Annotated in this window: 18 protein-coding genes and 2 riboswitches; of the genes, 10 read left to right on the top strand and 8 right to left on the bottom strand. The window is 71.1% G+C overall.

Annotated features, from left to right (window positions below):
* Positions 1-51 precede the first annotated feature (51 nt).
* Complete coding sequence (locus tag ACZ4EF_RS11310; RefSeq protein ID WP_188283044.1) at positions 52-1,050, bottom strand: ABC transporter permease; 999 nt, start codon at positions 1,048-1,050, stop codon at positions 52-54.
* 308 nt (positions 1,051-1,358) lie between these two features.
* On the opposite strand from ACZ4EF_RS11310, the gene ACZ4EF_RS11305 reads away from it, so the two are divergent.
* Entirely contained in the window at positions 1,359-2,879 is a 1,521-nt protein-coding gene (locus ACZ4EF_RS11305) for a DUF885 family protein (RefSeq protein WP_467348520.1), read from the top strand.
* A gap of 38 nt (positions 2,880-2,917) precedes the next feature.
* Here ACZ4EF_RS11305 and ACZ4EF_RS11300 read toward each other — a convergent pair whose 3' ends face one another.
* Positions 2,918-3,631, bottom strand: coding sequence for an enhanced serine sensitivity protein SseB C-terminal domain-containing protein (locus tag ACZ4EF_RS11300; protein WP_401306573.1), 714 nt, complete (start codon positions 3,629-3,631; stop codon positions 2,918-2,920).
* Positions 3,632-3,835: 204 nt separating this feature from the next.
* On the bottom strand, positions 3,836-4,609 hold the full coding sequence (locus ACZ4EF_RS11295) for an enhanced serine sensitivity protein SseB (protein WP_355348046.1): 774 nt from the start codon (positions 4,607-4,609) through the stop codon (positions 3,836-3,838).
* Between the two features lie 94 nt (positions 4,610-4,703).
* A riboswitch (glycine riboswitch) is annotated at positions 4,704-4,801 on the top strand.
* Positions 4,802-4,916, top strand: a riboswitch (glycine riboswitch).
* 65 nt (positions 4,917-4,981) lie between these two features.
* On the opposite strand from ACZ4EF_RS11295, the gene gcvT reads away from it, so the two are divergent.
* The 4 genes from gcvT to ACZ4EF_RS11275 all read left to right on the top strand — a co-directional run bounded on the left by gcvT (position 4,982) and on the right by ACZ4EF_RS11275 (position 9,627).
* Positions 4,982-6,112, top strand: coding sequence for a glycine cleavage system aminomethyltransferase GcvT (gene gcvT, locus ACZ4EF_RS11290; protein ID WP_467504026.1), 1,131 nt, complete (start codon positions 4,982-4,984; stop codon positions 6,110-6,112).
* A gap of 120 nt (positions 6,113-6,232) precedes the next feature.
* The gene (gene gcvH / locus ACZ4EF_RS11285; protein WP_355348040.1) at positions 6,233-6,613 is read left to right on the top strand and encodes a glycine cleavage system protein GcvH; all 381 of its coding nucleotides are present in this window, start codon (positions 6,233-6,235) and stop codon (positions 6,611-6,613) included.
* A 149-nt stretch (positions 6,614-6,762) separates the two neighbouring features.
* Complete coding sequence (glyA, locus tag ACZ4EF_RS11280) at positions 6,763-8,016, top strand: serine hydroxymethyltransferase (protein WP_355348037.1); 1,254 nt, start codon at positions 6,763-6,765, stop codon at positions 8,014-8,016.
* A 225-nt stretch (positions 8,017-8,241) separates the two neighbouring features.
* A complete protein-coding gene (locus tag ACZ4EF_RS11275) occupies positions 8,242-9,627 on the top strand; it encodes an L-serine ammonia-lyase (protein ID WP_467504024.1) in 1,386 nt (461 codons plus the stop codon).
* A gap of 606 nt (positions 9,628-10,233) precedes the next feature.
* Here ACZ4EF_RS11275 and ACZ4EF_RS11270 read toward each other — a convergent pair.
* Complete coding sequence (locus ACZ4EF_RS11270) at positions 10,234-10,602, bottom strand: hypothetical protein (protein WP_467504022.1); 369 nt, start codon at positions 10,600-10,602, stop codon at positions 10,234-10,236.
* A gap of 136 nt (positions 10,603-10,738) precedes the next feature.
* Here ACZ4EF_RS11270 and ACZ4EF_RS11265 point away from each other — a divergent pair, with 136 nt between their 5' ends.
* Positions 10,739-12,976, top strand: coding sequence for a CATRA conflict system CASPASE/TPR repeat-associated protein (locus ACZ4EF_RS11265; RefSeq protein WP_467504020.1), 2,238 nt, complete (start codon positions 10,739-10,741; stop codon positions 12,974-12,976).
* A gap of 297 nt (positions 12,977-13,273) precedes the next feature.
* Positions 13,274-15,634, top strand: a complete 2,361-nt coding sequence (locus tag ACZ4EF_RS11260; protein WP_467504018.1) for an ATP-binding protein — start codon at positions 13,274-13,276, stop codon at positions 15,632-15,634.
* Here ACZ4EF_RS11260 and ACZ4EF_RS11255 read toward each other — a convergent pair.
* A complete protein-coding gene (locus ACZ4EF_RS11255; RefSeq protein WP_391044724.1) occupies positions 15,628-16,611 on the bottom strand; it encodes a helix-turn-helix domain-containing protein in 984 nt (327 codons plus the stop codon). The two genes, ACZ4EF_RS11260 and ACZ4EF_RS11255, sit on opposite strands and share 7 nt — an antisense overlap.
* Positions 16,612-16,866: 255 nt before the next feature.
* Here ACZ4EF_RS11255 and ACZ4EF_RS11250 point away from each other — a divergent pair, with 255 nt between their 5' ends.
* Both ACZ4EF_RS11250 and ACZ4EF_RS11245 read left to right on the top strand, forming a co-directional pair.
* The gene (locus ACZ4EF_RS11250; RefSeq protein ID WP_467504016.1) at positions 16,867-17,589 is read left to right on the top strand and encodes a hypothetical protein; all 723 of its coding nucleotides are present in this window, start codon (positions 16,867-16,869) and stop codon (positions 17,587-17,589) included.
* A 172-nt stretch (positions 17,590-17,761) separates the two neighbouring features.
* Entirely contained in the window at positions 17,762-18,148 is a 387-nt protein-coding gene (locus ACZ4EF_RS11245; protein WP_355348019.1) for a hypothetical protein, read from the top strand.
* Positions 18,149-18,220: 72 nt separating this feature from the next.
* On the opposite strand, the gene ACZ4EF_RS11240 is transcribed toward ACZ4EF_RS11245, so the two are convergent.
* Together ACZ4EF_RS11240 and ACZ4EF_RS11235 are read right to left on the bottom strand one after the other, a co-directional pair.
* On the bottom strand, positions 18,221-18,919 hold the full coding sequence (locus ACZ4EF_RS11240) for a hypothetical protein (protein ID WP_401722813.1): 699 nt from the start codon (positions 18,917-18,919) through the stop codon (positions 18,221-18,223).
* A gap of 100 nt (positions 18,920-19,019) precedes the next feature.
* Positions 19,020-19,394, bottom strand: coding sequence for a CATRA system-associated protein (locus ACZ4EF_RS11235; protein WP_391044718.1), 375 nt, complete (start codon positions 19,392-19,394; stop codon positions 19,020-19,022).
* A 12-nt stretch (positions 19,395-19,406) separates the two neighbouring features.
* Between ACZ4EF_RS11235 and ACZ4EF_RS11230 the strand changes: the two genes are divergently transcribed.
* Positions 19,407-19,538: a hypothetical protein gene (locus ACZ4EF_RS11230; protein WP_467504013.1), complete on the top strand. Its 132-nt coding sequence runs from the start codon at positions 19,407-19,409 to the stop codon at positions 19,536-19,538.
* On the opposite strand, the gene ACZ4EF_RS11225 is transcribed toward ACZ4EF_RS11230, so the two are convergent.
* On the bottom strand, positions 19,517-19,999 hold the full coding sequence (locus ACZ4EF_RS11225; protein WP_467348535.1) for a CHAT domain-containing protein: 483 nt from the start codon (positions 19,997-19,999) through the stop codon (positions 19,517-19,519). The genes ACZ4EF_RS11230 and ACZ4EF_RS11225 overlap by 22 nt on opposite strands.
* Positions 20,000-20,128 lie beyond the last annotated feature (129 nt).

The raw sequence follows: 20,128 nt of genomic DNA, 5'->3' as shown, positions 1-20,128 counted from the left end.
GGGCGGGCTGGTACCCGGTACGGGCGGTGCGGCGTGGCGTGCTGCGGCCGTTCACTTGCTGCGCGGGTCGAGGGCGTCGCGCAGTCCGTCGCCCAGCAGGTTGAAGGCCAGGACGGTGATGAAGATCGCGAGGCCGGGGACGACCATGTACTGCGGGTCGGCGTAGAAGAGGTCGACGGCGTCGTTGAGCATGCCGCCCCACGAGGCCTGGGGCGGTGCGATGCCGACGCCGAGGAAGCTCAGGGCGGCCTCGAAGAGGATGTTGGTCGGGATCAGCAGCGTCGAGTAGACGAGGATCGGCGCGACCAGGTTGGGCAGCAGTTCCTTGAAGAGGATGAAGGGGCCGCGGGCGCCCATGCTGCGGGCGGCTTCGACGAACTCGCGTTCGCGCAGGCTCAGCGTCTGGCCGCGCACGATGCGTCCCATGTAGGGCCAGTTGAAGAAGCCGATCACGAAGATCAGCACGCTGATCCGCAGCGGCAGCCCGTTCATCCCGAAGGCGCCGTCCTGGAGGGAGGCGGAGATCGAGATCGCGAAGAGCAGCAGCGGGAAGGCGAGGAAGGTGTCCATCAGACGGCTGATCAGGCTGTCGACCCAGCCGCCGTAGTACCCGGCGATGACGCCGAGGACGGTGCCGATGATGTTGGACAGGATCGTCGCGCCGGTCGCCACCAGCATCGAGACCCATGAGCCCTCGATGATCCGGGCCAGCAGGTCACGGCCGAACTGCGGGTCGATGCCCAGCGGGTGGGCCCAGCTCATGCCGCCGAAGGGGCCCTTGGGGGCGACGCGGACGGGGTCCACGAGGTCCTGGTGGAAGGCGGTCGGGTCGAGGCCGAAGACGTGCTCGATCGGCTTGGCCAGGATCGCGAGCAGCACCAGCAGGATGACGACGACACCGCCGGCCACCGCCACCTTGTCGCGCTTGAAGCGCATCCAGGCGATCTGACCGAGGGACCGGCCCTCGATCTGGCTCCGCTCGACCCCGCTGAGGATGGCTTCCGGCTGTGCCTCGGCCTGCCCATGGGTGGTCTCAATCGGTGCGGTCATGGTGTGACTGACCCCTCTCGCCGGCGGGTAACCGGCGCGCGCCCGCCGCTGTAGCGGCTTTACTCATCAGTCGTGCTGCTGGTGCGAGTCTCATGAATTGCGTGATGCATGAACTGGCTCTGCAGAAAGTGCTGTTGGTACGAGGCGGTGCAGGTGGTGCAGATGACAACGGGGGCCTGAGGCCCTTGCCGCTGGATTCTTCTGCGATGTGTCGATCACCCGCCAGCCCTCACCACGAAGGGATGCGCAACTGTGATGTGGTGATTCATCGACCGTTACCGACGCGTACCTCGGGGTACGGTCGTGTGGTGAACGAGCGGCTGCGTGCGGTATGCGACCTGATGGTGCCGGTGGTACGGGAAATGGCGGGGCGTCACGAGTACGACGGCCGCGTCCAGGACCTGTCGCCGGACGGCGTCCGTCGCGGCCTCGACGCGATGGCCCGCGCCCAGCGCGCCGCGGGACCGCTGGAGTCCGCCCACGACGACCGGCACCTGACGGTCTTCGAGGAGGCGCTGCGCGTGCAGTACGGGGAGCTGGAGCTGCACAGGCGCGACCCGTACCCGCATCTGTCCAATCTCGAACTCGCCTGCTACGACCGGGAGTACGCCTCCGGGCGGGAGCGCGCCAAGGCCCGCCGCAAGCATCTGGCGCGCTGGCCGGAGGCCGTGGACGCGGCGGTGTCGTCACTCGACCGGGTGAGCGCGCCGGTCGCGGACGCGCTGCTGGGCGCCGTACGCGGACTCGCCGCCGGGCTCGACGCCGAGGACAGCCCCGACACCGCCGCCGCGCTGGCCGCGCACGGGCGGCTGGTCGCGCACATCGAGCGGGCCGCCGAGCACGGCGACCCCGACCCCCGGCTCGGCGGCAACGCGCTGGCCGCGCTGATGGGCAGTCAGGAGGGCCTGAGCGTCGACCTGTCGGCGCTCGCCGTCGAGGCCGACCGGGAGCGGGCCCGGCTCACCGAGCTGCTGGTCGACTCCTGCCGCGCGTACGACCGGCACCGGCGGGTGGACGAGCTGCTCCCCGAGCTGATGGCCGACCACCCCGACGCCGACGGCGTCATCCCCGAGGCGGCCAGGCTCACCGACGAGGTGATCGCCTTCACCCGCGCGCACAAGCTCGCGCCGTACGTGGACGGGGACTGTCTCGTCGGGCCCGCGCCGCCCTCCCGGCGCTGGGCCATGGCCATGATGAGCTGGGCCGCGCCCGCCGAGGCCGATGCCGCGTCCTGGTACCACGTCACTCCGCCGGAGCCGGACTGGCCGGCCGAGGAGCGCGAGGAGTGGCTGACCGTCTTCAGCCGCACCAGCCTGCCGTCGATCACCGTCCACGAGGTCGCTCCCGGGCACTTCGCGCACAGCCGCTCGCTGCGGCGGGCCGCGACGCCGGTGCGGCGGGTCCTGCACAGCCTCTCCTTCGCCGAGGGGTGGGCGCACTACGTCGAGGAGGTCTGCCTCGAAGAGGGGTTCCGGGCGCGGGACCCGCGCTTCGCGATCGGGGTCGCGCTCGAAGCGCTGGTCCGCGTGACGCGGCTGACGTGTTCCATCGGGCTGCACACCGGGGCGCTGTCCCTAGAGGACGCGACCCGGCTCTTCATGCGCGACGCCCATCTCGCCCGGGCCGGGGCCTCCGCCGAGGCGCGGCGCGGCACCTTCGACGCGGCCTACGGGCGGTACACCTGGGGCAAGCTGGAGATCATGCGGCTGCGCGAGCGGGCCAAGCGGAAGGCTTCCTTCACCTTGCCCGAATTCCACGCCGCCCTGCTCGCCCTGGGCAGTCCACCGCTCGGCCTGATGTCCGCCGCCCTGGACGATTCCGGCGCCTGAGGGTCGCTCATCGCCTTTCGTGATCCGCCGGACAGGCCCTAGCGGGGGCCCCAGGCCGGGCCGCCGGCGAAGGCTTCGCGGTCGAAGAAGGGCTGCCCGTTGGCGCGCATCCACATGGCGACGGGATCGTAGGCGTCGGCCATGGCGACGGTGGAGACGGGCAGGCCGTCGGGGACACCGGCCACGGACTGCTGCATCATGAGGCGGACGGACTCGACGGACTGCGGAGAGTCGTCGTAGACCTCGACGCCGATGGCGAGATAGGGCTCGCCGAGGGTGGGCTGGACCCAGGCGCGCCGGAGGGCGCGCACGGCGGGCGTGCGGTGCGCGGCCTGCGCGAGCAGAGCGTAGAACTGCGGAATCTGTAGCGAGGGTTCGCCGATCTGGAGCGGCCCGGCGGGCAGCAGGTCGAGCCCGGCGGCGATCCGGCGCAGGTCGAGCCAGGGCACCCCGACCCCGCCGCCCGGCGCGTGCGGGTTGAGCCAGAGGCCCCAGCGGTCGGGGAAGAGGGTCAGGGCGATGTCGCGCCCCGAGACGACCTCGTACTCCCGGGTCCAGCCGCTGGCGGCCAGCTCACGCGGCGAGGTGACGCACGGCGCATAGCCGTGACCGCCGATCCGGAGGTTGCCGTACTGGGCATCGGCCGAACCGGGCGCGCCGTGCCAGAGCAGCATCCACACCTGGCCCTCGGCCAGCGACGCGAGCAGGTTCTCGTATGCGTCGAAGCGACCGGGCGCCACCTGGAGCAGCATCTGCTCCACATGGCCGGCCGCCGCCGCACCGCCTTGCGCGCCCGCGATCACGTGGGACCGCCCCTTCCCCTCGTTCGGTCTGCCCGGCGCACACCTGTGCGCCGCCCGCCATCAAACCAGGTCACGTCCTGGATCCCCACCCGTGCCGTACGGCCTCCCACCGGTCGGTCCCGTTCGGTCCCGATGAGTCCGGTTCGGTCCGGTTCAGTCCCGCGTGAAGAACGGCCGTACGGTCTCCAGCATCCAGTCCGCGACCGGGTCCTGTGCGACGTCCAGCAGAATCAGGTGGACGGGCCAGGGCAGCGGCGCGGCGCCGAGGGCGCGGCCGATGGCGTCCATGGCCGCGGCGCGGTCCACGTCCTGCCAGCGGTCCAGCTCGACCCCGACGAAGAGCGCGGGCGGCTCCTCCTCCACGGCGGCCAGCGCGCGGCGGGCGGACAGCACGACCGGGGTGACGGCGAACTCCCCCGCGGCGGTGGCGAGGAAGTCCACCGGCTCGTCGTCGTGGTCCGGTTCCCACAGCCGTACGCGGGCGCCGACCGTACGGCCGGGCGTGCCGTCCTGCTCGTACCGTTCGGCGGCGCCGCCGCGGCACAGCTCGGCGACGGCGGCGGGCGGCAGCGGCACTCCGACGGCGCCGCCGGGGTTCAGGGCGATGCCGACCAGCGGCGGCAGGCCGCGGGCGAATTCGTGGACGGGCGCGACGGTGCAGGCCATGCCGTCGGCGGCCTGCCGGAACTGCTGCTCGGAGCTGAAGACCGGCACATAGGTCGCGCCCTCCAGTTCGACGGTGGGCAGGTCGAGCCCCGGCGCGTCCGGCGCCCCGCCGTTCGGCAGCGGCACCCAGACATGGGAGCGCCCCAGCACCTCCAGCAGCCGGGGGGCGGCCGAGGGGTTGCCGAGGCTCGCGGTGAGCACCTCTTCCAGCTCGTTGGCCGGCCATATGTACGGTGCCGTGTACGGTGCCGGAATCTCCATGTCCACCCTTGTCCGCCCATGTGCCACTGTCCTGCCCGGAAACCCTAGCGGCTGGCGTGCAATGATTGGCGGCACAACTTGCATACCGGCCGTTGGAGGCCGCGCGGGAGAGTTCCGTCCCCTCACCGGGCCGGGCGCCGAAGGAGCAAGCCCTCCCTTGAATCTCTCAGGCACAGATACCGCGCGGGCGAGGCAGATCTGAAAAGCGGGCGGCTCCCTTGACGGGGAGCGGCCCCACCCAAGGTGCAAACCGGGACCCGCGAGGGTCACGGTGAACCTCTCAGGTTCCGATGACAGATGGGGAGACCCGGGGCGAGCATGCCCCGGCCCGCCCTGTCCGTCCCGTGCCGTCACCCCTCTGGGAGCCCTCCGATGAGCCAGCCACCGACCTCCCCGCGCCACACCGCCCTCGACGCGACGCACCGCGCGCTCGGCGCGACCATGACCGACTTCGCGGGCTGGGACATGCCGCTGCGGTACGGCAGCGAGCGCGACGAGCACACCGCCGTCCGCACCCGCGCCGGACTCTTCGACCTCTCCCACATGGGCGAGATCACCGTCACGGGACCGCAGGCGGGCGAGGCCCTCGACCACGCGCTGGTCGGCCACCTGTCGGCGCTCGCGGTCGGCAGGGCCCGCTACACGATGATCTGCGCACCCGACGGCGGCATCCTGGACGACCTGATCGTGTACCGGCTCGCCGAGCAGGAGTTCATGATCGTCGCCAACGCCTCCAACGCCCAGGTGGTGCTGGACGCCGTCACCGAGCGCGCGGCCGGTTTCGCGGGCGCCGCCGTACGCGACGACCGGGACGCGTACGCGCTGCTCGCCGTCCAGGGTCCGGAGTCCCCCGGCATCCTGAAGTCGGTCACGGACGCGGACCTGGACGGGCTGAAGTACTACGCGGGCCTGCCCGGCACGGTCGCCGGGGTGCCCGCCCTGATCGCCCGTACCGGTTACACCGGCGAGGACGGCTTCGAGCTGTTCGTCGCGCCCGCCGACGCCGAGCGGCTGTGGCAGGCGCTCACCGAGGCCGGGGCCGCGGCCGGGCTCGTACCGTGCGGCCTGTCCTGCCGGGACACGCTGCGCCTGGAGGCGGGCATGCCGCTGTACGGGCACGAGCTGACCACCGCGCTGACGCCGTTCGACGCGGGGCTCGGCCGGGTCGTGAAGTTCGACAAGGCGGGCGACTTCGTGGGCCGGGCGGCGCTGGAGGCCGCGGCGGAGAAGGCGGCGGCCACCCCGCCGCGCAAGCTGGTCGGGCTGATCGCCGAGGGCCGCCGGGTGCCGCGCGCGGGGTACGCGGTGACCGACGCCTCGGGCGCCGTGGTCGGCGAGGTCACCTCGGGCGCGCCGTCCCCGACGCTGGGCGTGCCCATCGCGATGGCGTACGTGGACGCCGCGCATGCCGCGCCCGGTACGGAAGGGGTCGCGGTCGACATCCGCGGCACCCGTGAGCCGCACCGGGTCGTGGCGCTGCCGTTCTACAAGCGTGAGCGCTGACACGCTCGTACCGCCACCTGGTACCGGGCCTGTCCGGCCGGTACCGGACCTGTCCGTCGAGCCGACCGACCGCGCCGTCCCCGCGCGCGGGCACCCCTTCGCATCCGGGAGAATTCCGTCATGAGCATCAACCCCCAGAATCTTCGGTACACCAAGGAACACGAGTGGCTGTCGGCCCCCGAGGCCGAGGGCGTCACCGTCGGGATCACCTCGCACGCCGCCGACGCGCTCGGCGACGTCGTGTTCGTGCAGCTTCCCGCGGTGGGCGACGCCGTCACGGCGGGTGAGACCTGTGGTGAGCTGGAGTCCACCAAGTCCGTCAGCGACCTGTACTCGCCGGTCACCGGCGAGGTCACGGAGATCAACCAGGACGTCGTGGACGACCCGGCCCTGATCAACTCCTCGCCCTTCGCGGACGGCTGGCTGTTCAAGGTCCGCGAGCCGCAGGCGACCGACGAGCTGCTGTCCGCCGCCGAGTACGACGCCTTCATCGCGGGCTGACCTTCCGGCCTCCGTCACGGGCCGGTCCCCCGGCCGTCACGGCGGGCCGGCCCCCGGCTGTCATCGCGGGCTCGCTTCCCGCCGGGCCCGCCGTCACCGGCCGTTCGCCGGCCCCCGGTATTCATCGACCTTCTGACCAGGAAGATCTCATGTCGCTGCAGAACCAGTCCCTGCACGAGTTCGACCCGGACGTCGCCGCCGCGGTCGACGCCGAACTCCACCGCCAGCAGTCCACCCTCGAAATGATCGCGTCGGAGAACTTCGCGCCGGTCGCGGTCCTCGAGGCCCAGGGCTCCGTGCTGACCAACAAGTACGCCGAGGGCTACCCGGGCCGCCGCTACTACGGCGGCTGCGAGCACGTCGACGTGATCGAGCAGCTCGCGATCGACCGCGTCAAGGCGCTGTTCGGCGCCGAGGCCGCGAACGTGCAGCCGCACTCCGGCGCGTCCGCGAACGCCGCCGCGATGACCGCCCTGATCAAGCCGGGCGACACCATCCTGGGCCTCGACCTGGCGCACGGCGGCCACCTGACCCACGGCATGAAGATCAACTTCTCCGGCAAGCTGTACAAGGTCGCGGCCTACCACGTCGACGAGCACACCGGTCTGGTCGACATGGCCGAGGTCGAGAAGCTGGCCAGGGAGCACCGGCCGCAGCTCGTCATCGCGGGCTGGTCGGCGTATCCGCGCCAGCTCGACTTCGCCGAGTTCCGCCGGATCGCGGACGAGGTCGGCGCGTACCTGATGGTCGACATGGCGCACTTCGCGGGCCTGGTCGCGGCCGGTCTGCACCCCTCCCCCGTGCCGTACGCGGACGTGGTCACCACCACGACCCACAAGACGCTCGGCGGCCCGCGCGGCGGTGTGATCCTCTCCAAGGCCGAGCTGGCCAAGAAGATCAACTCGGCGGTCTTCCCCGGTCAGCAGGGCGGCCCGCTGGAGCACGTGATCGCCGGAAAGGCGGTCGCCTTCAAGGCCGCCGCCACCGACGAGTTCAAGGACCGGCAGGCGCGTACGCTCCAGGGCGCCAAGATCCTCGCCGAGCGGCTGGTACGGGACGACCTCACCGAGGTCGGCGTCTCCGTCCTGTCCGGCGGCACCGACGTCCACCTGGTGCTGGTCGACCTCCGCGACTCCGCGCTCGACGGCCAGCAGGCCGAGGACCGCCTCCACTCGGTCGGCATCACCGTCAACCGCAACGCGATCCCCAACGACCCCCGGCCGCCCATGGTCACCTCGGGGCTGCGCATCGGCACGCCCGCGCTGGCCACGCGGGGCTTCGACGCGGAGGACTTCCGGGAGGTGGCGGAGATCATCGCGGCGGCCCTCAAGCCGAGTTACGACGCCGCGGCTCTCCGGGACAGGGTCGCCGCCCTGACCCGCAAGCACCCGCTCTACGCGTAGCCCCGTAGGGGCGAGGGGGGCACCTCCCGGCCGGAGGCCGACGGAGGAACCGCGTGCTCAGCCGGAGCGCTCCCGCAGGTCACCACCCGCCCCGGCGGGCAGTCCGGTTGTCGCCGGACCACCCGCCGGTGGGGGCTGGTCGCGCAGTTCCCCGCGCCCCTGGGAAACCCTCCTCCACGGGAGGAACCGTGAAGGGGCCGTGCCCCTTCGAGATCTGGAGTCCTCATGGCAATATCCGTATTCGACCTCTTCTCCGTGGGCATCGGCCCCAGCAGCTCGCACACCGTGGGTCCGATGCGTGCCGCGGGCATCTTCGTGCACCGGCTGAAGAACGAGGGACTGCTGGCGCACACCGTGTCGGTCCGGGCGGAGCTCTTCGGGTCGCTGGGGGCGACGGGCCACGGGCACGGGACGCCGAAGGCGGTGCTGCTGGGGCTCGCGGGCCACTCGCCGCGGACGGTGGACGTGGAGACGGCGGACGACGAGGTCGCGGCGGTGCGCGCGGCGGGCAGGCTGAGCCTGCTCGGGGCGCACGAGATCGCCTTCGACCCGCAGACGCAGATCGTGCTGCACCGGCGCAGGTCGCTGCCGTACCACGCCAACGGGATGACGCTGTTCGCGTACGACGCGGACGGCGCCCCGCTGCTGGAGAAGACGTACTACTCGGTGGGCGGCGGCTTCGTCGTGGACGAGGACGCGGTCGGCGAGGACCGGATCAAGCTGGACGACACGGTGCTGCGGCACCCCTTCCGCACCGGGGACGAGCTGCTGCGGCTCTCGCGCGAGACGGGGCTGTCGATCTCGGCGCTGATGATGGAGAACGAGAAGGCGTGGCGTACGGAGGAGGAGATCCGCGCCGGGCTGCTCGACATCTGGCGGGTGATGGAGTCCTGCGTGCGGCGCGGGATGTCCCGTGAGGGCATCCTCCCGGGCGGCCTGAAGGTCCGCCGCCGCGCGGCGCAGTCGGCGCGCCAGCTGCGCGCCGAGGGCGATCCGGCCGCGCACGCGATGGAGTGGGTCACCCTCTACGCGATGGCCGTCAACGAGGAGAACGCGGCGGGCGGCCGGGTCGTGACCGCCCCCACCAACGGCGCCGCGGGCATCATCCCGGCCGTCCTGCACTACTACCTGAACTTCGTCGCGGCGCCGACCGCCGGCGCCGTCGACCAGGAGGACGCCGTCGTGCACTACCTGCTGACGGCGGGCGCGATCGGCATGCTCTTCAAGGAGAACGCCTCCATCTCCGGCGCCGAGGTCGGCTGCCAGGGCGAGGTCGGCTCGGCCTGCTCGATGGCGGCCGGCGGCCTCGCCGAGATCCTCGGCGGCTCCACGGAACAGGTCGAGAACGCCGCCGAGATCGGCATGGAGCACAACCTCGGCCTCACCTGCGACCCGGTCGGCGGCCTCGTCCAGATCCCCTGCATCGAGCGCAACGGCATGGCCGCCGTCAAGGCCGTCACCGCCGCCCGCATGGCCATGCGCGGCGACGGCCGCCACCACGTCTCCCTCGACAAGGTCATCAAGACCATGAAGGAGACCGGCGCCGACATGAAGGTCAAATACAAGGAAACCGCCCGCGGCGGCCTGGCGGTGAACGTCATCGAGTGCTGATCGCATAGCCGCTGACCTGCAGCGTCCGGTCTTTCAGCTCTGTCGGAGCCTTCCGTGCTTGCACGGCGGAACGTCCCTCGGAAGTCCCTCCGACAGAGCGGAGAGTCCCTGACTCCGCGTAGGCACGCACGGGCTCGGCCGTTGAGGCAGTGCATCACGGTGCGAAACCCGAGCACCAAAGAACAGGGCAATAGACGAGCGACCAGGAGGTCGCCACTGGCCGAGCGCATCACGACAAGGAATGTCACCGACCCTGCGGAAATCCGCACGCCCAAGGGTGCCGCACGGAAGATCTTTCGCAGGCGTTGGCGCTGCCCTCGGGGATGGGGTTTGCTAGGCCCTCCCTGAAGGGAGGACCTAGCGGGCTGTGTTCCCCAAGGGGGGACGAGTTGTGCGGCTGCTTGACGCGACAGCGCTCGTCGCGAGTGCCTACCCGTGACGGTTGTCCCGCAGCGCTCTTACGATATCGATGGCCATAAAGCCTATACCGACGCCCATGAGGGCTACAGTGGGCCACGAAGAGTGGCTTATCGCTTCGATCATTACGGCCGCGAGCAGTAGGGCGATAAGCGCCGGGATAGTGATCCGGACAGGTCTAGGCATCGATCAGCACTTCCGTTCGTTGATTCGCCAGAATCCGGTGGGGAGATCTGTGACGAAGGTGACACAGCGTGCTCGCACTGCCGCGTGGGATGCCTTGGCCGTGACTGCCCACAGCCCCCAACGGAGCGCGTAGGCAATAGCCTTGACAGCGGGCCACGGAATCGTGGATTCGATCATGCCGAAGCCCCCCCGCCACAGCGGAACAGTAGGTCGTGACGGTGGCCCCGCGTCGGTGCCCGCGGACTTGGGCAGGGTGGCCTTGATGACGCGGCCCTGGGCGTCGTAGGCGGTGGTCGTGACCAGGTTCAGTCCGGCCGGGTCGGTGTCCTTGTTCGTACCGGCGTCGGCCGCCACGCTTGTGGTGTTGAACACCGATACGGTCGACAGCAGTTGAGCACGTAGCCCGAGAGATCCTCGACACGGCCGAACCGTCAGTAGAATGCGGGGACTTACCGTAGTGAGTACGGCACGCAGCCCGGGGGCGAACGACCGAGTGCACGAACTCGCCGTGACGGAACAGGAAGTCGTGGCCCACGTCTTCGTCCCGCTCGACGCGCCGCGTGCCGACGTCTGGCCGACCGCAGTCCGCGTGATGTGGCAGCGCTTCCGTGCCCTCCAGGGCGCGAACCAGCCGGTGTGGGCGACGGCACCCACCGAGATCCCGGAGGTGCTGCCGGACGCGGCGCTGCACGGCTCGGTGACGGTGGCTGCCGTCCAGTCGCCCGGGGGCCTCGACCAGGCGATCGTGCGACGTCACGGTGCCGTACTGAATCTGTCGCTGCTGCTCGGGGCGCGCGAGGACCGTGCCTGGCCGGAGTTGGAGCAGCGGGCCGCCGACGTGCTCGGCCCGCTCGACGCCAGCTGCCTGGGCGCCGTGGTGCTGCTGGTCGGCAAGCAGCCGGGCGGGGCGGTCGGCGGGCTGGACCTGCTGGAACCGGAGCGCGAGGACGACGACCGGTACCTGCGCCGGCTCCTCCTGCTCGGGCATCCGGAGCAGGACGCCTTCCTCGGTGCCTGGGCGTGGTCGGCCGACAGCAGTGCCGAGATGCCGCCGTTCGTCAGCTACCTGATGCATATGGCCACTGTCCGGCATCAACTGCGGGTCCACAAAAGGCTCTCCGCCATCGACGGCGGCGACACGGGTCTGCGGGCCTTGGTACGGCTCCCCTACGGCGGCGGGATCGGCGAACTGCCGCTCGGCGATCCGGCGCGGGCACTGCGCGGCCTCCGGCACACCGTGGACGTCACGTGGACCAACGCGCGGCTGGCCCTGCGTCGGAGCCGCGAGGCACACGGCGGCGATGTGACCGACACCGACGTGCTGGACGACGACCGCGAGGTCGTCGACTGGTTCGTCCAACTTCTTGAGGACGGCATCACGCGCGTGGAGACGACCGACAGCCTGCCCGTAACGGCAACCGCCGAGCGTCAGGGCGCACGGCAACCGCCGCCGGACAACGACGAATCGGAACCGTCGGCAGAGTTGGCGCCGGTCGCGGCGACGGCGCCGACGCGGCCGGACGGCTGCCCCGTGCGGGTGCTCGCGGTGACCGACGAGTGGTTTCCCGCGCACGGCGGCCTGACGGCGTTCAACCGAGGGCTGTGCCTGGCGCTGACGGCGGCGGGCGCCGAAGTCCACGTGCTGGTGGAGAATTTCACCGCCAAGGAACAGGCCGACGCGGAGGAGCACGGGGTGCGTCTGCTCGCCGCGGCCCGGCCGGGCCGTACCGGGCGGCAGTCGCTGATGCGTCGCGCCGAATTGCCGGAGGGAGTCGTGCCGGACCTCGTCATCGGGCACGGCAGGGTCAGCGGACCTGCGGCGCAGGCACAGGCGGAGGACCATTTCAGGGGGGCGCGGCGGCTGCACTTCCTCCATGTCGAGCCGGACCAGGCGGAATGGTCCAAGGAAGACGAGGGTGACGACGTGGGTGCCCGCGCCGAGGCCCTCACGGAGTTGGAGTTCGACCTGTGCCGAGGTGCCGCCCGCATCATGCCGGTGGGACCGCGCCTCGAGGAACTGCTGGAACGGGAGCGCGGTCTGCCGGGATACCGGGACCTGCCCCCGATACAGCGCATCGACCCCGGATTCGACGGCGAGCCCGACCCGGTGGACGGACCGCGCTCCGGTCGGACGCAGATCCTGTTCATGGGGCGCCTGAAGGATGCGCAGTTGAAGGGGCTGGACATCGCCTGCCGGGCACTGGAGAAAGCGGTACCGCCGAGGTCCGGGCCCGGACACTGGGAACTGCTGGTCCGCGGCGCGCCCGAGGACACCTCCCGCAGCCTGAGCGAGTACGCGAAGGACTTGATCGGCCATCCGGCCATCGACGTCAAGGTGCGGACCTATACAGAAGACCAGGAGAAGATCCGCAGGGATGTGCGACGGGCCAGTCTGGTGCTGATGCCGTCCCGAGCCGAGGCGTTCGGTCTGGTGGCGCTCGAGGCGATCGTGGCCGGGGTGCCGGTTCTTGTGAGCGGCCGCAGCGGGCTGGGCATGCTGCTTCGCGAGATACTGCCCGCGGAGGCGGAGCAGGTCGTCGTTGACGTGGACGGTTATGAGAAGCGGCTGGCGGCGGACGCCGCCGCGTGGGAACGGGCCATCAACTCAGTGATGTTCGACCGGCCGAGCGCCTTCGCCCGGGCCGCCCGCCTGCGCAAGGCGATGGCTGAAAGAGTGACGTGGGGCACGGCCGCCGCCCACGTGCTGCGGTGCGCGGAGGCGGACGGCCGGCCCCAGGAGTCCTGACCCGACGGTCGTGCCGGGGTCTTCCGGTGGGTGTCCTCAGTGAGTCTGCATGGCTGTCGTCCTCCCGGGGCCGGCCCGGCGAACAGCGCGCCGCCGGTGTCGGACCCCACCGGAACACGCGGATCCTCAGCACTCCCGGCCGCTCTGGAAGACACTGGACAAGTCTGGAGGCGCGGTACGAATCCGCACGGGTCGTATGCGTCACGATCCGGGTACGAGACACGCGGCGGGCATGCCGTACGGGTGTGCACGTCAGCCACGTCCGCCAAGGCGTAGGGCCGGTACGGAGGGAAAGCGGTGGCAGGGGATCGGACCCCGGCGACGGATGAGGACCCGTCGGCGCTCAGGCAGCGGCTGGCCGTCGAGTTGGCCCATGCCGTGGTCCGCGCCGAGAAGCGGCTCGGCCGCGCGTTGGACCGGACCGAACTGGCCAGACGGCTGAACGTCTCGCCGAGCAGTCTGTACGCCTACCTCAACGGGACGACGCTCGCGGGGGTGGGCGTCTTCGATGAACTGCTGGTCGCACTCGGCGTCGGCGGCCCGGAAGCCGGTCGGCTGAGCACGCTCCGGGACCGCGCCGAAGCGGCCCGGAGGCTCCGCCCCGCCGCGGCCAGAGCGACCGTCGGCACGAGCGGTCCGCCACCGTCCTCCCGCGTGCCCCACCAACTTCCCCCGTCTCTGCGGAATTTCGTCGGCCGGGAGCCCGAACTGCGGCGGCTTGACGGGTTACTGGAGCCGGATCCGGTCGCGGCGGTCCGGCCGGTGGTGATCACCAGCATCGAGGGCACTGCGGGAGTCGGCAAGACATCCCTGGCGCTGCACTGGGCACGCCGGGTGGAGGAGCACTTTCCCGACGGTCAACTCCACCTGAATCTGCGGGGCTTCGACTCGGGAGTGCCCATGTCCCCCGCGGAAGCGCTGTACGACCTGTTGCAGTCGCTGGGCGTGACGCCCGACGCGATCCCGGCCAGGGAGACCGCCGCCGCAGGTCTGTTGCGTACCGTGCTGGCGGGCCGTCGGGTGGTGGTGGTGCTCGACAACGCGCGCTCGGCCGATCAGGTTCGCCCGCTGCTGCCGGGCGGGCCGGGATCGCTGGTGATCGTCACCAGCCGCAACCGCCTCGACGGACTGGTGGTACGGGACGGGGCGTTCCGGGTCACCCTGGACGTGCTGCCGCGGTATGCCGCCCGGGCCCTGGTGGAAGGGCAGATCGGAGCCGACCGGCTGGCGGACGAACCACGGGCCGCTGACGAACTCGTGGACCTGTGCGCCCGGTTGCCCTTGGCCCTGAGCGTTGCCGGCGCGAGGGCGGCGCTGGAGCCCAAGGGCTCGATCGGTCTTTTCGTCGCACGGCTCCGGCAGGCCAACGCGCGGCTGGGCATCCTGGAACTCAAGGACGCGGACGTCAACCTGCGGTCGGTCTTCCAGGGTTCGTACGCCCTGCTGCCACCGCCCGTGGCGCGGCTGTTCCGGCTGCTCGGCTGCCACCCCGGCCCTGACCTCGACGCGACCGCGTGCGCGGCGCTGCTCGGCGAACAGGCGCCGCCGGACGAACTGCTCGACGCGCTCACCGCCGCCCATCTGGTGCGGCAGCACGCGCCGGGCCGGTATGTACTGCACGACCTGTTGCGGCTGTACGCGCAGGAGTTGGCGGACGACGGCCCGGCCGCCGAGCGCGCCACCGCCGTCGAGCGCCTGCTGCGGCACTATCTGAGTGCCGCGCGACTGGCGGACCGCCGCCTCGAACCGTGGCGGCGCACTCCGGTCGAGCCGACTGGCACCGAACCGCCCGTTGAGAATCACGCGGCGGCCATGGCGTGGTTCGAGGCCGAGTTGGGCACGCTACAGGCGGTGATCGCGCTGGCCGCGCGGAGCGAGGGGCTGGAGTCGTACACCTGGCGCCTCGCCCAGGCGTGCGCGGTCTATCTGCGTCGCTCGGGGCGGCGGTTCCAGCGCGGCCTGGTGCACGAAATCGCCCGGGACGCGGCCGCGAAGGCCGGGGACCGCCGGGCCTGGGCGTCGGCCACCCGCCGGCTGGCGGACGCCCTCTCCCGCCTCGACCGGTCCGACGAAGCCCTGTCGCTGCTCTACGAGGCGCTGCGCGAATGCCGCCGGCTGGGTGATGACGACGGCGCGCGCCAGGTCCGGCTGTCCCTGGTGCGGGTGTACGCCGCGCGCGGCGACCACCGGCGGGCGCTCCCGCAGGCCCGGCTCGCGCTGGCGATGGCCGAGCGGACCGCGGATCCGCTGCCGCTGGCAGACGGCCTCAGCGCCCTGGCCCAGGAGCAGGAACGCTCGGGGGACCACGCGGCGGCGCTGGTACACGGCCGCCGGGCGTTCGACCTGTACGCGGAACTCGGCCATCTGGACGGCCAGGCGGCGATCCTGCTCACCACCGGGCGGGCCGAGCAGAGTTCGGGCCGGCACGCGGCGGCGATCGGCACCTATGAACGGTCCCTGGCTCTCGACCGGGCGGTGGGCGACCGCTACCGCGAGGCGCACGCCCTCGATCATTTGGCAGACGCGCACGCCGCGCTCGGCCACGACCGCGACGCGTACGCGCTGCGACGGGAAGCGCTCGATGTGCTGCGGACCCTGCACCACCCGGACGCCGCCCGGATCAGCGCCAAACTGCCGGACGCGCCGATCTCTCAGTAGCCGGGCGGCACTTCGGGCTCGGGCTCGGGTGCGGCAGGGGCGGGTCCGTCCTGCCAGCACAGTCCGTAGCCGTATCCCACCCGCATCGCGTCGAACTCCACTGCCACCGTGCCCTGCCGGTCGGGGCGCAGGAGGGATGTCCCCGGCGCTCGCTGGTAGATGACGGCGGTCGGGACTCGGCTCAACTGCCAGACGGACAGCGGCGGACGTCCGGGGGCGAAGCGCACCCGCAGGCTGAAGCGTTCGCTGCGGGTCAGCGGGACATGGACGAAGTGCGGTGCCATCGGCTGGTCCTGGGGGATGCGCAGCCGGAGCGTGTACGTGTGGCGGGCACCTGTGCGCAGCGGGGTCGGGAGGATCAGCCGCTGTTGGAAGAAGCTCTCGTAGGGGTGCTCGGGCAGATCGAGGCGGCCGCCGTCGAGGACAGAGACCTCCAGACCGTGGCCGTCGGCCTCGTCGTCGGTGCGGCGCGGCACGCTGAACGCGACCGGGATCTCGGCGAGGCCGTCGCAGGTGGCGACGATGACCCGCCGCTCCACCGCCTCGGGTGTCACGGTGTCCAGACGCAGCCGGGTCTCGACCGACTCGGTGTACCAGCCGTGCGGATCGGTACGGGCGCAGCCGCTCGGACAGAGTTCGCCGTGCGCCCCGCCCGCGATCGACGGGGTCCAGGGGGGCGGCGAGACGATGACAGTCCCGGGCACGGCGTCCTTGTCCAGGGCGCGGTGCACCTCGGCCCAGAACGCGCCCCACTTGTCGATGTCGCCGCCGCAGGCGCCGACGATCGCCATCGTCACCGGGAGCGTCGGGTGCGAGTCCCCGCGGAGCGCGTCGGTCATGGTGGTGCGACCGTACCCGGTGTGACGGGACAGTTGGTCGAAGGTCAATCCCGCGGTCCGACGCAGATCTCGCAGCCAGAACGCGAACAGCGTGACGGGCGAACCGTCGGGAGGCAGTTCCTTTTGCGGACGGCCCATGCCCCGAACTCCCTTTCGCCGCCTGCTGCCACCGCCGAGTCTGGCACAACGCCCGGTGGCCTGGGAGCGCCCGGCGGCCGGTGCCGGTGCCGTGCGGAGTTCTCCGGAGATCGTCCGGGTACGCCGGAGAACCATTGTGCCCATTCTCCGTCCGTTGCTAGACACGTACTGCCGCCGGACACGTACCGACCGGACACGCGGACCGGTTCGCGGCCCACGTCGCCGTGGACGGCACGGTCGAAGCAGGGAGGGATCATGAAAGTCGCTTCGGACGCCACAGGCTCCTCACGGCTCCCGGCCGATGTCGTTCTGCGGATGGAGCGGTTCGGCCGTTTCGAATTCGATGCCACGGGGATCGAATTCGGCGCTGATCTGGTGTGGAGCGAACTACAGGCGCCGTTTCTGGAATTCGCCCAGTCCGACAGTGACCGGTTCACCACTCAACTGGCCGCGGCCGTCATACCGGCAGGCGGCTTCGCGCTCTTCGGAGCGGCCAGGACGGTCTGGAACCTGCTCGGCCCGGACTTCGCGCATCCCTGCTACGACGCCTTGCGGATGGACGCGCTGGAGTTCTTCCGAGCTCGCGGGGTACCCGGCAACCGCCTGTCCGCAGGGGATCGCGAGTTCTGGCGACTGCACCGGGGACCCGACGAGCCTTGGCTCGTCGGCCGACCGCCCCCGGCGCCGGGGGCGGCTCTCCCACCGCTGGCAACAGGGGAACTGCGCCCGGTCGCCCGGATGTCGGCCGGACCTCACGCCGAGACCGTGTACGCCAGGGCCGATGCCCAGGACGGCTGCGTGGCGGTGGTCGAGGCATGCGGTCGGGGCCGCGATCCGGCCGGTTGCCGGTTCGACTGGTTCGGCGCCGCGACGCAGTACGAACTCTATCTGCGGATCGGCGAGGCATTACAAGTCCCGGCCCATTGGGTCGCCGACGAGCTCATGCCGTTCATTCCCTTCTCCGCGCCGAGCCTCTGACCGGCCGGCCGAAAACGCCGCACGTCACGGTAACCGCTGCCGTACTTCCGGAAACCGTGCAACAAAACCCACCGCGGTTCCGTTTCAGTGAGAAGGTCGTGGCGGAACGCAGTTCCCGCACAAGAGCACCGCCCCCACGGCACCACGGGGTTCACATCGGGGAGTTGAGCAGATGACCAAGCAGCCGGTGGATATATCCACCACGGCCTCCGTGGAGGACGCAGCGGCCTTGTTCCGCACGGATATGCGAGCGAACTGGTTCGGGGAGAACAACACCGGAATCGCCACGACGTTCACGGAGAGCGGTGGTTCACCGCTCGGCATCCACCACACCGATATGCCGGACCTCGCACTGACGGCCGAGCTCGTGAGCCGGGGAGAGAGCACCGAGCGGTTGTCGGTCCACCTCCTCATCTGGGACCGGGGGGAATGCCGGAAGATCCGGCTCGAAGCCGAAGGCAACGTGCGCGCCCTGCGCATCCTTGCCAACCGCAAGATGCGCCGATTCGTCGTCTCGCTCCAGGAGGAAGATCCCTCCCTCACCTACACGGGCATCTGAGCGGACAAGGGGAGGGGCCGCAAGGCCGGTCCGCCCGCCCGACGAATGAACGTCCGGCTTCGCGCCGGGCGTTCATTCGTGTCCGAAGGCCGTGGCCGAGACGTCCCGTTCCAGCACGGCCCGGTGGATTCCGTATGTCGTGAGGTGCGATGCCTTGATCACGATGCAGTAGCGGTCCACCGAGACGAGGGTCCTGCCGAGCCGGTCGTACTCGCGCCGCAAGAAGTTGATGGCCGCCTGGTTCGCCGCGGAGGTCTGGCCGCATATCAGCAGCACGGGGCGGCTGGACTCCGCAGGCGTGAACTTGGCGACGAGGGCGTACTCCTGATTGCCGCGGTCGAAGAGGAAGCGGTCACCTCCGACCTCGATGGCCACCGAGTCGGGCCCGCCGTTGTAGGGGTGGATGGTCACGCCCGGCAGGTGGGCGGCCAGATGGCCGCCGGTGCGGATGTTCGAGTCGCCGATCGGTCCGCCGACACAGAATTCCGTGCGGTCGGCGTTGCTGCCGCGGAACTCTCCGGACTCGACGGTCACCCGGCAGCCCAGCTCACCGGCGAGCATGGCCAGTTCGATGACCGCCCGCACGTCCCGGTGCTGTGCGGTCCCGGGGGCGTTGTGCTTGTTGCTGAGCACGATGAGGCAGGTTTCACCGGGGCGGACGCCGAAGAAGGCAGCTTTCCTATTCAGTGCGCGGGACCGCCTGCCCCGCTCCCACAGCCAGCCGAAGCCGAGGCCCAGGAGGCTCGTCACCAGCCCGATCGCTATGTTCACCAGCACTGAGATAATCGCGCCGCCCTCCCCGGACAGTCCCCCATTGTGGGCAGTTCACCGTGCGGCCGGAAGATCTCGACCGGTCACACCCATGGCCACGTCATGCCTTGCCGTTGCCCGCGGGCGGTGCCTGGCCGCCGCCGCCCGCCGGCTTCGAGGCCGGGTCCAGGGTGTGGATGAGAGCGACGACCCGTTCACGCACCCGAGGCGGCGACTGCTGCTTGCCGTCGGGTGCCGTAGTGCCATGGGGACCCATCCGTCCGACACGCCGACCGTTCGTCTCCAGCTCCGCCGTCACCTCACCGACCAGGACCGTGTCGCCCTCGCCGACCGCTTTCGTCAGCACGGCGATCCGCTCGTCGACCTCCTCCCACGAATCCGGCGGCAGCCGCCAGGCCAGCACCGCGTCAAGGACCGCCAATGCCTCGAACCTGGCCGTCCTTCCGATCCGTCGTGCTCCGTCCGACGTACCCATCACTGCCTCCTGTTGATCTTGCTGATCCTGGAAGTGCTGCCGGTCCTGGAAGTGCTGTCGGTCCTGGTGGCGCTGTCGGTCCTGTCGACCGTCGTCATCGGCGGCCGGAAAGGCGTACTGCCTCACCGGCCGGTGTGGATGTAGGGCGCCCACGCCGCCGGTGAGGCGGCGTGGCGAGCGCGAAGTTCGCGTACCACCCCGTGCAGGGCGACGGCGCAGTCGCCCACGTCGATGCCGCCGCCGTAGCGCCGCAGCGAGCGGTACAGCCGACGGGCGAGGCCGGCCGAGACCAGGTCCGCCGCCTCCCACAGTGAGCCGATCACCTGGGGGTATCCCGCGGTCAGGAACGCCGACGTCAGGTGAATCGCCTCGTCCGGGAGCCGGTCGGTCCGCGAGGTGTTGCAGGCGAGCAGCACGGCGAGCTGGGCGTACGGCAGTTCGTGGCGGTTGACGGCCCGCACCTCAAGGGGTCCGTCGGCCAGCAGCAGGTGGCTCTTCGAGGGGTTGTCGGGGTCGCTCACACCGTGACAGGCGAAGTGCACCGTGGACGCCGACGGCAGTGCGGCCAGCACCCCGTCGACCGTGGCGTCGGCGTCCGCGATCACCCGCAGTCCGGCCAGCGCGCCGGGGGGGGGGGGGGGGCGCCCCCCCGGCGCCCCCAAACCCTCACCCCCCCCCGGGGCCGCGCGCTCCCAGACAGTGTGGGGAGGCGTACTTCTCCGTGGGTGGCGCTG

This window comes from Streptomyces sp. NPDC025721, from assembly GCF_055558595.1.
This window is presented reverse-complemented; position numbering and strand designations above follow the sequence as displayed.

Bases quoted from the DNA above. Each gene is read 5' to 3' on its own strand.
- ACZ4EF_RS11310 (WP_188283044.1), bottom strand. From the start codon at position 1,050: ATGACCGCACCGATTGAGACCACCCATGGGCAGGCCGAGGCACAGCCG.
- ACZ4EF_RS11300 (WP_401306573.1), bottom strand. From the start codon at position 3,631: ATGCTGCTCCAGGTGGCGCCCGGTCGCTTCGACGCATACGAGAACCTG.
- ACZ4EF_RS11295 (WP_355348046.1), bottom strand. From the start codon at position 4,609: ATGGAGATTCCGGCACCGTACACGGCACCGTACATATGGCCGGCCAAC.
- gcvT (WP_467504026.1), top strand. From the start codon at position 4,982: ATGAGCCAGCCACCGACCTCCCCGCGCCACACCGCCCTCGACGCGACG.
- gcvH (WP_355348040.1), top strand. From the start codon at position 6,233: ATGAGCATCAACCCCCAGAATCTTCGGTACACCAAGGAACACGAGTGG.
- glyA (WP_355348037.1), top strand. From the start codon at position 6,763: ATGTCGCTGCAGAACCAGTCCCTGCACGAGTTCGACCCGGACGTCGCC.
- ACZ4EF_RS11275 (WP_467504024.1), top strand. From the start codon at position 8,242: ATGGCAATATCCGTATTCGACCTCTTCTCCGTGGGCATCGGCCCCAGC.
- ACZ4EF_RS11255 (WP_391044724.1), bottom strand. From the start codon at position 16,611: ATGGGCCGTCCGCAAAAGGAACTGCCTCCCGACGGTTCGCCCGTCACG.
- ACZ4EF_RS11250 (WP_467504016.1), top strand. From the start codon at position 16,867: ATGAAAGTCGCTTCGGACGCCACAGGCTCCTCACGGCTCCCGGCCGAT.
- ACZ4EF_RS11245 (WP_355348019.1), top strand. From the start codon at position 17,762: ATGACCAAGCAGCCGGTGGATATATCCACCACGGCCTCCGTGGAGGAC.
- ACZ4EF_RS11235 (WP_391044718.1), bottom strand. From the start codon at position 19,394: ATGGGTACGTCGGACGGAGCACGACGGATCGGAAGGACGGCCAGGTTC.